This window comes from Kribbella yunnanensis (genome assembly GCF_039529655.1).
Taxonomy (GTDB): domain Bacteria; phylum Actinomycetota; class Actinomycetes; order Propionibacteriales; family Kribbellaceae; genus Kribbella; species Kribbella yunnanensis.
Genome location: NZ_BAAANF010000040.1, coordinates 1 through 14,330 on the forward strand (window position 1 = coordinate 1; position 14,330 = coordinate 14,330).

At 65.4% G+C, this 14,330-nt stretch carries 10 protein-coding genes; 6 read left to right on the forward strand and 4 right to left on the reverse strand.

The genetic code is table 11. From position 1 onward, the window contains the following. Positions 1-135: 135 nt before the first annotated feature. From ABD231_RS41330 to ABD231_RS41345, 4 genes are read right to left on the reverse strand one after another with little or no spacing between them, the layout of a single operon-like run. Positions 136-270: a hypothetical protein gene (locus ABD231_RS41330; RefSeq protein ID WP_344165771.1), complete on the reverse strand. Its 135-nt coding sequence runs from the start codon at positions 268-270 to the stop codon at positions 136-138. A 5-nt stretch (positions 271-275) separates the two neighbouring features. Continuing rightward, positions 276-1,742: a hypothetical protein gene (locus ABD231_RS41335; protein ID WP_344165774.1), complete on the reverse strand. Its 1,467-nt coding sequence runs from the start codon at positions 1,740-1,742 to the stop codon at positions 276-278. A gap of 21 nt (positions 1,743-1,763) precedes the next feature. Beyond that, complete coding sequence (locus ABD231_RS41340) at positions 1,764-2,486, reverse strand: FadR/GntR family transcriptional regulator (RefSeq protein WP_344165777.1); 723 nt, start codon at positions 2,484-2,486, stop codon at positions 1,764-1,766. Further along, positions 2,483-3,781 (reverse strand): L-fuconate dehydratase, encoded by a 1,299-nt coding sequence (locus ABD231_RS41345; RefSeq protein ID WP_344165780.1) that lies wholly within the window; start codon positions 3,779-3,781, stop codon positions 2,483-2,485. Before ABD231_RS41345 ends, ABD231_RS41340 begins: the two co-directional genes overlap by 4 nt. Positions 3,782-3,887: 106 nt before the next feature. Here ABD231_RS41345 and ABD231_RS41350 point away from each other — a divergent pair, with 106 nt between their 5' ends. From ABD231_RS41350 to ABD231_RS41375, 6 genes are all read left to right on the forward strand, one after another. Continuing rightward, positions 3,888-4,835, forward strand: coding sequence for an ABC transporter permease (locus ABD231_RS41350; protein WP_344165783.1), 948 nt, complete (start codon positions 3,888-3,890; stop codon positions 4,833-4,835). After that, positions 4,832-5,725, forward strand: a complete 894-nt coding sequence (locus ABD231_RS41355) for a carbohydrate ABC transporter permease (protein ID WP_344165786.1) — start codon at positions 4,832-4,834, stop codon at positions 5,723-5,725. The genes ABD231_RS41350 and ABD231_RS41355 overlap by 4 nt, the downstream gene beginning before the upstream one ends. A 34-nt stretch (positions 5,726-5,759) precedes the next feature. Next, entirely contained in the window at positions 5,760-7,445 is a 1,686-nt protein-coding gene (locus tag ABD231_RS41360) for a type 2 periplasmic-binding domain-containing protein (RefSeq protein WP_344165789.1), read from the forward strand. 24 nt (positions 7,446-7,469) lie between these two features. Further along, positions 7,470-8,900: an alpha-L-fucosidase gene (locus ABD231_RS41365; protein ID WP_344165792.1), complete on the forward strand. Its 1,431-nt coding sequence runs from the start codon at positions 7,470-7,472 to the stop codon at positions 8,898-8,900. Further along, a complete protein-coding gene (locus tag ABD231_RS41370) occupies positions 8,900-10,912 on the forward strand; it encodes a glycoside hydrolase family 36 protein (protein WP_344165795.1) in 2,013 nt (670 codons plus the stop codon). Before ABD231_RS41365 ends, ABD231_RS41370 begins: the two co-directional genes overlap by 1 nt. 83 nt (positions 10,913-10,995) lie before the next feature. Next, positions 10,996-14,328 carry a sugar-binding protein gene (locus ABD231_RS41375; protein WP_344165798.1) on the forward strand — a complete coding sequence of 1,111 codons (3,333 nt, stop codon included), beginning with the start codon at positions 10,996-10,998 and terminating at the stop codon, positions 14,326-14,328. Positions 14,329-14,330 lie beyond the last annotated feature (2 nt).

Consider the following 14,330-nt stretch of genomic DNA (forward strand, 5'->3'; position numbering starts at 1 on the left):
CGCTCAGCGACCACACCGGGGGCAACGCCAACATCTCCATACCCAACAGCTTAGACATGCCCACCGACAGTTTTCGAGGCCAGAACGCCCTTATTTACAAGGGATGTGTGGGCTGTTTGGGGGCTGGTTGCGTGCTCAACCTGCCCACACGATCAGAGTCTCCCCAGGGTCGGTCAGGACGCGGGAGCCGGAGTTCATGAAGTCGACGACGCGGCCGGCCTTCATCGCCAGCTGCGAACAGGCGGTCGTCGAGGTCCAACAACCTGCCATCTGGTTCAGAAGTGGCCGCCGTAGTTGTGGCCGCCTGAGTCGGCGCCGTAGCTGCTGGGGTAGGTGGTGACGTGCTGGGTGGAGGAGCGGTTGCTGGGTGGTGACGGCTCTGCGGGCGGCCAGGGGTCTGGGCGTCCTGCTCGTTTTGCCACGGTCCGGAAATGGTTGTGCTCGTAGGCGTAGCGCTTCTTGGCTAGGGCGGCGGGGAGTTTGGTGCCGTCGGGGTCTTCGTGGTCGTAGCGTTCGAACTGTTCGGTGAGGAAGAGGAGTGGGAGGAGGTCCTCGTCGCCTTCCGGTAGGTAGCCCGCGTCGACCACGGCGGCGACGGCCTCGGGGTTGAGTTGGATTGCTTGGTCGAGGATGGCCTTGCGCAGACCGCGGCGTCCGAAGTCGTCGAGCAGGTTGCCGGCGGGAGCGAGGTCGCGGAGGGATCGCCGTACGGCGGCGGCCACGTCTCGGGGCAGGCTCGTTTTCAGGAGCGCCAGGATCCGGTCGATGACGACGTCGGCCGGGACGGTCTGGCCGTAGGGCGAGGACAGCAGTTGCAGGACCAAAGCGTTCGGATCGGCCTCGCGGTAGGCCGCGAACTGGTCGGTGAGCAGCAGGTGCAGGGGTATCCAGGCGGGGTCGGTGGGCAGGTAGCCGGTGTGGCGGACTGCGGCGATTGCCTCGGCGTTGCCGCGGAGGGCGTGCTCGCAGACGGCCGCGGCGCCTTCGGCCGGTAGCTCGCGCAAGGCGCGGCGGCAGCGGGCGTGGATCTCTTCCGGCAGCCAGGTGCCGAGATACTCCAGAAGGCGGACGGCCAGGGCCGCCTGGTCGAAGGCCGGTAGCAGGTCGAGGCGGTCCTTCAGCAGTGCGAGCAGAGCCAGGTCGAGGTCGTCAGGCTGGGCCGGCGGCCGCGGCAGGTGCGGGTTGGCGGCGACGAGTTGCAGCAATGGGTGCGGCTCGCCCCCAAGCCACAGTCGGCACCGGGTGTCACGGCCGGGCTCACTGCCAACGTAGGTGGGGCCGAGTCGCGCATGCTGCCGGAACTCGGCTTCCATGGCGTCCAGCAGGCCGGGCTGGTCGGTGACCGACAGCAGGTCGGCCATGCGTTGCCGCAGTGCGAGATCGGGGAACCCCAGCGCGGCGTCGACCAACTGCCGGAACGAGGGATCGCCCAGGTACAGGCCGTTCGCTGGTTCGACGGCGGTCAAGGGGAGACAAGCGGTGAGCCGGTTCTGCGGTTGGTACGGCGAGGTCGGGTCGTCCTCGAGCAGAAACTCCAGCACCGGTACGACGCGCGCCGGCCGCTCGTGATTTCCGAACCTGAAGTTTGCCGAGGTCAGCAGGAACCAGGCGCTGCGCCACACTTCGTCGCGGTGGGTTCCGCCGGCTGCCCACCAGCGATCGATCCGCTCGCGCGCCCGGCGGTCATGATCGTAGACAGCAGCAGCCAACAACTGCTGCTTGCTCCGCCGGCGAAGTCTCATCGCTCCATGATCTCACCGGGCTCAGGTCGTCGGCGGGTCTGCGACTCCGGTTTCGACGAGGTAGTCCTCGACGGTGAACAGGTGGGCGGCCATTCGGGTGCGGGCTCGGTCAGGGTCCTGGGCGGTGAGGGCGGCGAGGATCGAGAGGTGTTCGCGGTGGGCTGTTTCGTCGGCGCCGGGCTGGGAGATGGATCGGCGCAGTCGGTCGCGCATGGTTCGGCCGCCGAGCGCGGCGACGAGTGCGGCGAGGACGGGGTTGCCGCCTGCCTCGGCGATGATGCGGTGGAAGGCGATGTCGTTCTCGATGACTGTTTCGTGGTTGGGTTCGTCGAGGACGAGTTCGGACTCGTTGTGGCGCAGGAGTTCCGCCGCCGCGTCTAGTGCGGACGAGCTGATGTGGAGGGCGGCAGCGGCGGCGGCTTCGGTTTCGAGCATTCGGCGGACTGCGTGGAGATGGTGGGTCGCGCTGCCGTCCTGCAGGTCGACGACGAATCCGAGGGGCGCGAGGAGCATCGCGGGGTCGAGTTTGGTGACGTAGGTGCCGTCGCCACGCCGGGTCTCGAGGATGCCCATCATCGACAGCGCGCGGACGCCCTCGCGGAGCGGGGTGCGCGAGACGCCGAGTGCGGCGGCGAGGTCGTTCTCTACGGGGAGTCGGCCGCCGGGGCGGAGTTGGCCGTCGATGATCATTTTCCGGATGCTCTCGACGACCACATCAGTCTGGGAGACCGTGGGCTCGGTCATGGCAGTGCCCAGTAGGACCCGTTCGGGAACTGGTAGGTCTGAACCGACTCCTTGTGCATCTCGGCACTGTATCCGGGCGCGTCCGGTACGACGTAGGCACCGTTCCGGACGACGCAGGGGTCGACGAAGTGTTCGTGCAGATGATCGACGTACTCGGTGACCCGGCCGTCGAGGTTCCCCGAGACGGCTACGTAGTCGAAGATCGCCAGGTGCTGAACGAGTTCGCACAATCCGACACCACCCGCATGCGGACAGACCGGTACGTCGAACTGGGCGGCGAGCAGGTAGACCGCGAGCACCTCGTTGACGCTGCCCAGGCGAGCGGCGTCGAGCTGGCAGAAGTCGATGGCGCCGGCCTGGAACATCTGCTTGAACAGCACCCGGTTCATCCCGTGCTCGCCGGTGGCGACGCCGATCGGGGCGACCGCCTTGCGGATCGCGGCGTGGCCGAGGATGTCGTCGGGGCTGGTCGGTTCCTCGATCCACAGCGGGTCGAACTCGGCCAGCGCTCGCACCCACTCGATCGCCTGCGGCACCTCCCAGACCTGGTTCGCGTCGATCATCAGGTGGCCGTCCGGGCCGAGGACCTCGCGGGCGATGCCACAGCGCCGGATGTCGTCGGCCAGGTCGGCGCCGACCTTTAGCTTGACGTGTTTGTAGCCGGCGGCAACGGCTTCTTCGCACAGCATCCGCAGCTTGTCGTCGGAGTAGCCGAGCCAGCCGGCGGACGTGGTGTAGCAGGGGTAGCCGGACGACTCCAGCTCTTCGATCCGTTGCTTGCGGCCCGATTCTTTCTGCTCCAGCAGCGCGACAGCCTGCTCCGGAGTCAGTACGTCGCTCAGGTATCGGAGGTCGGCGGCTTCGACGAGTTGCTGCGGTGACATGTCGGTCAGCAGTCGCCACAGCGGAACGCCGGCCCGTCGGGCGGCCAGGTCCCAGACCGCGTTCATGACCGCCGCCAGGGCCAGGTGGATGACGCCCTTGTCTGGGCCGAGCCATCTCAGCTGACTGTCCGACTGGAGCTCGCGGTAGATCGCGCCGAGGTTCTCGCACAGCTCGTCGACATCGCGGTCGATGAGCGGGACGGCACGCTGAGTAGCCGCGGCGACACACAGGTCGTTGCCGCGCCCGATGGTGAACGTGAACCCGTACCCGGCCAGTGCGGGCTCGTCGGTGTGCAGAACGACGTACGCCGCGGAGTAGTCACCGTCCTTGTTCATCGCGTCGGACCCGTCGCGGGTCAGCGACGTCGGGAAGCGGACGTCGATGACCTCCACCGAGGTGATACGTGGCATGGCGGGCCCCCTGGGGTGGCAATAGATATGATCTTTCCTGCAGTTCAGGTGCCGTTCAGTATGGACCAATGCCGAAGCCCTCGCTACGATCCCGACAATTCATAGTATGAATTTGGTCGCAGGCTCGGACCGGGAGGGCGCGATGGCAACCCTGTTACGGCGCAGTTTTCAACGGCACTGGACCCTGTACCTGCTGATGGTCGTACCGCTGATCTGGTTCGCCGTCTTCAAATACATCCCGATGTCGAACGCGGTCCTGGCGTTCAAGAGTTTCAACATCACCAAGGGGATCTGGGGGAGTCCCTGGGTCGGCTGGCAGAACTTCGAGCTGTTCTTCAACAACCCCGTGTTCTGGAACCTGGTGAAGAACACGTTCCTGCTGTCGGTCTACACCGTCGCGGCCAGCTTCCCGCTGGCGATCGCCCTCGCCCTGGGGCTGAACGAGATCCGCAACGGCCTGTTCAAACGCACGGTGCAGATGGTGACCTACGCGCCGTACTTCATCTCCACCGTGGTGGTCGTGTCGATGACGATCCTGGTGCTGTCACCGCGCCTCGGCATCGTCAACGAAGGCCTCGGCTTCTTCGGGGTTCCGGCGGTCGACTTCCTCGGCAACCCGGATTACTTCCGCCACATCTACGTCTGGTCGGACGTCTGGCAGACCACCGGGTACTCCGCGGTGATCTATCTGGCGGCGCTGTCCGGGATCGATCCGGCGTTGCACGAGTCGGCCCGGATCGACGGGGCCAGCCGGCTGCAACGGATCCGGCACGTCGACCTGCCCGGCATCATGCCGACCGCCGTCATCATCCTGGTGCTTGCTGTCGGCAACATCATGGCGATCGGCTTCGAGAAGGCGTTCCTGTTCCAGAATCCCCTCAACTTGAGCGAGTCCGAGATCATCGCCACCTACGTCTACAAGACCGGTCTGCTGAACGCTGACTTCAGTACGGCGACCGCGGTCGGACTGTTCAACTCGGTCATCAACCTGGTGCTGCTGCTCGGCGTGAACACGATCGCCAAGCGCGTGACCGGGAACGGACTGTGGTCATGAAGGCCCGCCGGATCCGGGAGCCCCGGACAGACCGCATCTTCCTGATCTGTGTCTATCTTCTGCTGACCGTCTTCCTCCTGGTTGTCCTGCTGCCGCTGCTCTACATCGTGGCCAGTTCGTTCAGCAGTCCGGAGGCGGTGTCGTCGGGCCGGGTGCTGTTCTGGCCGGTCGACTTCTCGCTGCGCGGCTACGAAGCGGTGTTCCAGAACCCGCAGATCGTCCAGGGCTACGTCAACTCGTTGTTCTACACCGTGGTCGGCACGATCGTCAGTGTCGTCATGACGATCGCGATCGCGTATCCGATGTCGCGACGGACGCTGGTCGGCCGCAATGTCGTGATGACTGCGATCTTGTTCACGATGCTGTTCACCGGCGGCCTGATCCCGACGTACCTGGTGGTGCAGTCGGCCGGGCTGCTGGACACTCGGTGGGCGTTGATCATTCCGCAGGCGATCGGGGTCTGGCAGGTCATCATCGCGCGGACCTACTTCCGGACCGCGATCCCGGAGGAACTGGTCGAGGCCTCGCAGCTGGATGGCTGCGGTGACCTGCGGTTCCTGTGGTCGGTGGTGATTCCGCTGGCCAAGCCGATGATCGCGGTGGTGGCGTTGATGTACGCGATCATGCAGTGGAACTCGTACTTCGACGCGCTGATCTATCTGAAGAATCCGGACCTGTTCCCGCTCCAGCTGGTCCTGCGCAACATCTTGATCCTGAACACCACCGGCGGTGGCGCAGTCGATGCGTCCGTCGTGATCCAGCGTCAGCAACTGGCCGACCTGCTCAAGTACTCGCTGATCGTCGTCGCGAGTGTGCCGGTGCTGCTCATCTATCCGTTCGTCGCGCGGTACTTCACCAAGGGAATCATGATCGGCGCCGTGAAGGGCTGATCCTCCGCATCACCCCAACCCCTGTGAGGGATCTATGTCTGTACAGTTCACCAGGCGGAGGCGTGCCGCGATCGCCGGCATCGGTCTCCTGGGATTCGCACTCGCGGCCTGTTCCGGAAGCGGCCAGACCACCGACCAAGGCAAGCCGCTGCCCACGATCACCGGCAACCCCGCGGTCACGCTCGACGTGTTCGCACCGCAGGCGGCCGACTGGAACCTGGCCACCAACGACTTCACCCAGGAGGTGAAGAAGAAGTTCAATTTATCGATCAAGTGGCAGACCACGACGTTCGACGGCGGCCCGGCCAAGGAGAAGCGGCAGATCTCGCTGGCCAGCGGCGACTACCCGGATCTGTACCTGCTGATCCCGTGGGTCGACCAGTTCAGCCAGTCGGATCTGCTCCGGCTGTCGAACCAGGGCGTCGTCGTACCGCTGAACCAGTTGATCGATCAATACGCGCCGAACATCAAGAAGGGGCTCGAGGCTTCTCCTGGCTACAAGGAGATGGCCACCGCGCCGGACGGCAAGATCTACGGCCTGCCGCAGTGGGTGGACTGCTTCCACTGCTCCTACCAGGACAAGTTGTGGATGAACTCGGCCTGGCTGAAGAAGCTCGGGCTGCAGCAGCCGAAGACGACCGAGGACATGCGCAAGGTCCTGCAGGCGTTCAAGACCCAGGATCCCAACGGCAACGGCAAGGCTGACGAGATCCCGCTCAGTGCCGACGTGCGCGACGTACTGATCCCGTACTTCATGAACGCCTTCATCTACAACCCGCAGGGAACCAGCGGTAACAACAACTCGACGCTGGTCCTGAACGACGGCAAGGTCGACATTCAGGCGAACAAGGACGGCTGGAAACAAGGGCTGGCCTACCTGAACTCGCTGTACACCGAAGGCCTGATCGACAAGGGTGCGTTCACCCAGAACCCGGATGCGCTGCAGGCGCAGGGCAACCACGCCGGCACGGTCATCCTCGGTTCCGCCACCGTGCTGCACCCGGGCATCTTCGTGAACACCGGTTCCGCGGACGGCCGGGACAAGCAGTACGACGCCGTGCCGCCGCTGACCGGACCGGAGGGCGCGAACTTCACCGGGTTCAACTTCCCGAGCGCACCCGGTGCCACCTTCGTGCTGACCAGCAAGGCCACGCCGGAGGAGCAGATCCAGGCGATCAAGCTGCTCGACTACATGTTCACCGACGAGGGCCAGATCAACGCCTTCTGGGGGACCGAGGGCAAGACCTGGCGGAAGCCGAAGGCCGGTGACGTCGCGCTCGACACGTCGCTCAAGCCGTCGTTCGCGACGATCCCGCAGAAGCCCGGCTCGACTCCGCCGAACTCCGGGTGGCAGGCACTGGCGCAGTACAACAACACTGCGACCTACCGGAACTCCGAGGCGATCAGCACGGACGTCTACTCCCAGGCCGGCTACGAGCGCCGCCTGTTCGAGGCCACCAAGCTCTACGAGGGCAAGGAGGACAAGTCCAAGATCTACCCGTACTGGAAGGTGTGGATCGATCCGTCGCTCGCCGGTGAGGTCGCGACGCTGCAGACGAACATCGACAGCTACGTGCAGCAGAACGCTCTCCAGTTCGTCACCGGCTCGAAGAAGCTCGACAGCGACTGGGACAGCTACGTCAAGGGACTCGAGGGGCTCGGCCTGAAGCGCTACCTCGAGATCCAGCAGGCCGCGTACGACAAGACCCCCAACAAGTAACCACCATCCCCTGAGGAGCGACCAGTGCCGTACGACGCAACCTTCGAGTCCCTGGCCACGTTCGAGTGTCCGGATTGGTTCCGGGATGCGAAGCTCGGCATCTGGTCGCACTGGGGGCCACAATCCGTGCCCCGGTACGGCGACTGGTACGCCCGGAACATGTATCGCGAGGGCAGCGACCAGTACCGCCATCACCTCCGGACCTACGGCCACCCGTCGCAGGTCGGCTACAAGGACATCGTCAAGCAGTGGAAGGCCGAGCGGTTCGATCCGCACGCGCTGATGGACCAGTTCGTCGCGGCCGGCGCTCGGTACTTCGTGGCGCAGGCGGTCCACCACGACAACTTCTTCAACTATGACTCAGCGATCCATGCCTGGAACTCGGTGCAGGTCGGACCGGGCAAGGACATCGTCGCACTCTGGAAGGAGGCTGCGGACCAACGGGGACTACCGTTCGGCATCACCGAGCACCTCGGTGCCACGCTCGGCTGGTGGGCGGTCAACAAGGGCAGCGACAAGAGCGGTCCGTACGCCGGCGTGCCGTACGACGGCAGCGATCCGGCGTACCAGGATTTCTATCTGGACAACGAGAAGTACATACCTGCCGAGGACATCGTGGTCCACGAGCCGTGGTACAGCGACGATCCCGAGTGGCACCGCCGCTGGCTCGTGGCCGTCACCGAGATGGTCGACCGCTACCAGCCCGACCTCCTGTACTCCGACGGTCCGCTGCCGTTCGGTGATTCCGACTACACGCCGGGCCTGCGCGCGGTCTCGCATCTCTACAACACCAGTGTGCAAAAGCACGGGGTGAACCGTGCTGTCTACCAGCAGAAGGATCGCCGGCCCGAGGTGGCCATGGTCGGTGTCATGGACATCGAGCGCAGCCAGACACCTGGCATCCAGGCGGAGCCGTGGCAGACGGATACTTCGGTCGGCGACTGGTTCTACAACGTTCGCGATGTCTACAAGACCCCTGAGCACGTGGTCGAGTTGCTGGTCGACATCGTGTCGAAGAACGGCAACCTGCTGCTCAACATCCCGCAGTTGCCGGACGGCACGCTCGACCTCGAGTGTTCCCAGCTGCTCGAAGAACTCGGTGCCTGGATGCGGGTGTGCGGTGAAGGCATCCATGGCACCAGGCCGTTCCGGGTCTTCGGCGAGGGACCGTCGAGCGTGACGATCTCCGGGTTCACCGAGGATCGCGTCGACTGGAAGGCCGCCGACTACCGGTTCACCCGGCGCGACAACATCGTCTACGCCTTCCAGTTGGCCTGGCCTGAAGACGGCCGCAGCGTGATCCGCTCGCTCGCGGACCACGAGACGGTCACCGAGGTCCGGCTCCTCGGTCACGGCCCGGTCCCGTTCGAGCAGAGCCACGGAATCCTCGTGGTCCGGCTGCCCGAAGCCCCACCGGTTGCCGTTGCCAACTGCCTTGCGCTGCGGATCAACTGATGCTGAGCTGGAATACGCCCGACCTGACGCTGCGGTTCGTTCTCGACGACGGTCCGGTCCGAGCGACCGCCGTACCGACGGGGTCTCTTGCAGGTGACCTGCCTGCTGGTCCGGTGTTGGTCGAGGTGACGGCTGTCGGCTACGGGCACCTGCAGAGCAGCCAGCGGCACATCGACACGATCCTCGGGCGGCAGTTGCGCTATGTCAGTCACGAGGACAGCGGTCGGGTGTTGCGCATCGTTCAGGAGGACCCGGAGTCGGGTCTGCGGGTGACCAGCGTGTTCGAAGCGGGCGCCGGCGTACGGGCCTGGACCGAGGCCTCAATGGTCGGAGAGCGCAGGCTGGAGCTGACTTTTCTGTCTTCTCTGGTTGTCGGCCTGGCATCGATTGATGCCGAGCTGTACTCGGCCGCGAACAGTTGGATGGCGGAGAGCCGGTGGTCGGCGCGATCGCTGCGTGCGGAGTCGTTGGCGGATATTGTCCGGGACGAGCATCGCCATGTCGCCAGGAGTCGGCACGCTGTCACCAGCACCGGTTCGTGGTCGTCCGGCGAGCGACTGCCGGTGGGTGTGCTCGTTCAGTCGGGTACGCCGTCTGCTCTCGGCTGGCAGATCGAGCACAACGGTGGGTGGCATTACGAACTAGGGGAGTGCCGGTACGGCGGCTATCTCGTGCTGAGCGGTCCGACCGACCAAGAGCACCAGTGGAGTGTCGAACTCACCGCCGACCAGCCGTTGACCACTGTGCCGGTCTCGTTGGTGGCCGGGACGGATCGCGACAGCGCTTTCGCCGCACTCACTCGCCAGCGTCGTGCCGTGCGCCAGCGGCGGCCCATCGACGCGCGGATGCCCGTTGTCTTCAACGACTTCATGAACACCCTCGTGGGCGACCCGACGACGGACAAGCTGTTGCCGCTGATCGACGCGGCGGCGGATGTTGGCGCGGACTACTTCTGCATCGACGCCGGCTGGTACGCCGATGGCGACTGGTGGAACACCGTAGGGGCCTGGCAGCCCTCGATGAACCGCTTCCCGAACGGGCTCGGCGAAGTGATCGACCGGATCCACGCCCGCGGGATGGTCCCCGGGCTCTGGCTCGAGCCCGAGGTCATCGGCGTCCGCTCGCCGATTGCCCAGGAGCTACCTGACGAAGCCTTCCTCACTCGCCGCGGTGTGCGCGTCGCCGAGTCCGGCCGCTACCTGCTCGACCTCCGTAGCTCGGGCGCTCGCAAACATCTGGACGAGACGGTCGATCGCTTGATCAGCGAGTTCGGCCTGGGATTCTTCAAGTTCGACAACAACACCGTGACCGGGCCGGGGACGGACAAGGACGGTACGTCGCTGGGTCACGGACTGCTCGAGCACAATCGGGCTCTGCTCAGCTGGCTTGACGATCTGCAGGCTCGGCACCCCGATCTGTTGATCGAGAACTGCGCATCCGGAGCGATGCGGATGGACTACGCGATCCTGTCCCGACTGCACCTGCAGTCCACGTCGGACCAGGAACATCCGTTGCTCTACGCATCGATCACCGCGGCCGCTCCGGCCGCAGTACTGCCGGAACAGGCCGGGCACTGGGCATATCCGATCACCGGAACTACTCGGGAGGAGTTCACCTTCGCGCTCGTCAACGGCATCCCCGGGCGGCTCTACCTCGCCGGTCACCTCAACCGGATGACCCCGGACGAACTCGACTTGGTGCGATCCGCGCTCGCCGCGCATCGCGTCGTACTCGAGGATCTGGAAACTCTGGTGCCGTCGTGGCCGCTTGGTCTGCCCCAGTGGACCGACGAGTGGGTCGCCCTGTGCCTGACTGGTCCGACGGTCTCGTACCTCACGGTCTGGCATCGCGGAGCCGGCCCGGCGACCGTCACTCTGCCGCTCGCCCGTTCAACCGTCGAGCCGCACTTTCCGGCTGACCTCGGCGACTGGGCCCACAGCTGGGAGGAGGACTCGCTGACCATCACCACCAATGCCTCCGAACCCTCCGCTCGGGTGCTGCGGCTGAGCTGAACCGGGCTCTTGACGGCCGGGATGTGCGCTCAGTAGCGTTCACGGCACCCAATTTTAACGTTCATATTTGCTGGAGGGCGTCGATGAAGAGCCACGTGAGGCTGTTGGCGGCGCTCGTTGCCGGTGTGCTCGTGACGTCCACCGTGACGTCGTCACCGGCCGCTCCGGCGCCGGCGGCGGGTCCGTTCGTCGTGAACGTGTCGAGCCTGACCGGGGGTGCCGGTACGGCGGGTTTGATGGACCTGACGTCGTACGGCGACCTGGACTGGGTGCACGTGACTGGCGGGGGTACCGAGCGCAAGGCCGGGGTCTCGCCCGCGATCTCGGTCGAGAGCCTTGGCAGCGGACCGGACACGCTCACCGACAGCCCGCTGAGCTTCTCGTGGTCCGACGGGACCGGTACGGCGTCGACGCCGGGTGTCACGACCGGCGGTGTCTTCCAGCAGGGCGGATATCGCATCACGGTGCCGGCGTCGGATTCGCTGCGGCGGCTGGTGTTCGTCGCCGGGGCTTGGCAGGCGCGAGGGTCGGTCACTGTCGCAGCGACTGATGGTCGTGGCGCGTACCCGATCAAGGTCGCTGCGGACGGGACTGCGGCCGTGAAGCGTTACAGCGTGACGATCCGCCCGGGGGAGGGGATTGTTGTCACGGGCAACCTCACGGAGAAGCTCAATCCGAGCGGGAACCTGTCGCTGTCCGCGGCTGCCCTGTCACGGGTCGGATCGTTCGCCGCGACCGCGCCGCCGCTCACGATGGACCTGACCGCCGAGGGGACCACCGACTGGATGCACCTCGACGGCGCGACGACCAATCGGCGTACCGGCAGCGGTCTGACAGCTGTGAATAAGCAGGCCGGTGCCGCCATCGGCGCGCAGAACGACAATCCGGTGACGTACTCGTGGACAGACGGCGTGCCGACGAAGACTCAGTCGGGGACGCGGCAAGGCGGCATCTTCTTCGCCGACGGAGCTCCGGTGAACGCCGACCTGACCGGTCCCTACGGCTACGACCTGACGATCCCGGCGGCCACCAACAACAGGGCCGTGCGCTTCGTCTCCGGTGCTTGGCGCGCGACGGTGAAGATCTCGGTCTTCCTCAACGGCAGCAGTACGCCGGTCGCCGTGAGTACCGATCTGGTCAGCACCGACGCGCCGGTCACGAGGTTGTTCGAGCTCCCGCTCGCGGCCGGCGACTCGGCCCGGGTCAGCGCGCAAATCCTGCGGAAGTCCCACGACTCCGGCAATGTGACGCTGGCCGGGGTGACCGTGGCTGATACCTCGGCTGATGGTTACCGGCGGCTCGCGGAGAATCTGCTCACGCAGATCGCGGCGACCGACGTGACCGCGGCGAGTGACCCCGCGACGCAGCAACTCGATCGCGAGATCGCGTCGGCTCGGGACGCGCTGGCCGGCGGTGGTGACCTGAGGATCGCGTACCTGTTGCTGAAGGCTGCGTTCGACGAGGCGGTGTCGTCTGCGGCGAGCGCGGAGTACACGAGTGTGACGAACCCGGGGCTGACCTCGTCGTTCGGCTGGGAAGGTGACCTCAACGCGCCGATCGCCTTCATCGACGGCAGCTACCGGTTGCGCAGTCGCGGCAACCTGATGGTCACCTTCGGCGTTCCGGACATCCCGGGCAAGATCAAGTGGACCAATGCCGAGGGATACCTACCGGCCTTCATCAGCGAGTACGCGAAGGACGGTCTCGCGATCAAGATCGAGAACTTCGCCGACCTGGTCGTTGTCGGCGGCAACCGGTTCGAGGTCGCCTACTCGCGGATGACGGTGACGAACAACACCAGCACCGAAGCACGGCTGCCGCGGGTGTCTACCGCGCTCACGCCGTTGACCGCGGCCGCGTCCACGGTCGGGGCCGGGCAGACCGTCGTACGGGACTATGCCATCGCTGCTGATCGGTTCGGCGGTACGTATGAGTGGCCGACTGCGGCGCAGTTGCAGGGGCTCGGTGGGTTCAACAAGCACTACGCGCACATGCGGCAGTACTGGAACACCCGCCTGGCCGCGATCGCCGACATCACGGATCTGCCGGACAAGCGGCTGATCAACGCGTACAAGGCCGGTTACATCTACACGTTGATCATCCGTGACGACATCAACGGCGCGAAGGAACTGCACGTCGGCGAGAACGGGTACGACGAGATGTTCGACCACGACACGATCGGCATCGTGGCGACGCTGCTCACGATCGGCGACTTCACCTATGCGCGGGACTATCTGTCGACGCTGCCGGCTCAGCTGCAGTACGACGACGCCAAGTGGAAGTACAGCTGGCCGTACGCCGCGTACCTGCAGCGGACCGGTGACAAGGAGTTCATCCGGAGCCGGTTCGACACCATCAAGAAGAACACCCGCACGATCGAGACCGACCGGATCGACGGCGGCAAGGGCATCATCAAGCAGACGTTCGCGATCGACTCGCTCGGCTACTGGACGATCGACAACTGGTCCGCGCTGACCGGACTCACGACGTACCGGTATCTCGCCACCGCGCTCGGCGAGACCGCGGAGGCCGCGTGGGCGAAGGCGGAGTACGACGATCTGTTGCGCGTGGCAACCGCCCGGATCTCCCAGACGATGCGCGAGCACAACCTGGACTATCTGCCGATCTCGATGGTCGAACCGAACGAGACCGGACCGCGCAGTGATCCCCGCGACGCGAACTGGGCCTCGATGTTCCTGTTCGGGCGCTGGGCCTGGGACGGCTACCTGTTCGGCGCGGAGCAGACCGGCACGATGTTCGACAAGATCGATGCCACTTACACGCGCGGTTTCGGGCGCCGCAAGGATGTCTCGGACACGATCTACAACTTCGGCGGCTATCCGCACGGCTACTTCTCGAGCGCCTACAACGCCGGCTACGGAAGCGCGGCCCTGCGCGGCGAGCAGTACCGCGACCTGGGAATCAAGGCCTATCAGTTCATGATCGACAAGGCGATGAGCGGTCCGTTCGGCTGGTGGGAAGGTGTCGACTACCCGAGCGCGGACTCGCCGTGGAATATCGACCACGCCCGCGGTGGCGGCGGTTCGAACCAGCACATGTGGGGCCAGTCCACCGCCACGAAGGTCCTGTTCGACTCACTGATCGCCGAGAAGTCCGACGGCACGATCATCATCGGCCGCGGCGTCCCGACCGAATGGATCCGCGACCACCAGAAGATCGGCCTCAACCGTTACCCCGCCCGCAACGGAACCCGCGTCGGCTACCAGCTCACCACCATCGGCAGGCGCGTGACCATCCGGTTCACCGGCCCACCCACGACGTACAGCCTCGAACTCCCAACACTGCGCAACAACATCGCCAGCGTCTCAGCTCGAGGTGCAGTCATCGACCAAGCCGCCGGAACCATCAAACTGCCCCGCGGCACGCAGACAGCAACCATCACGTTGAAGAACTGAGC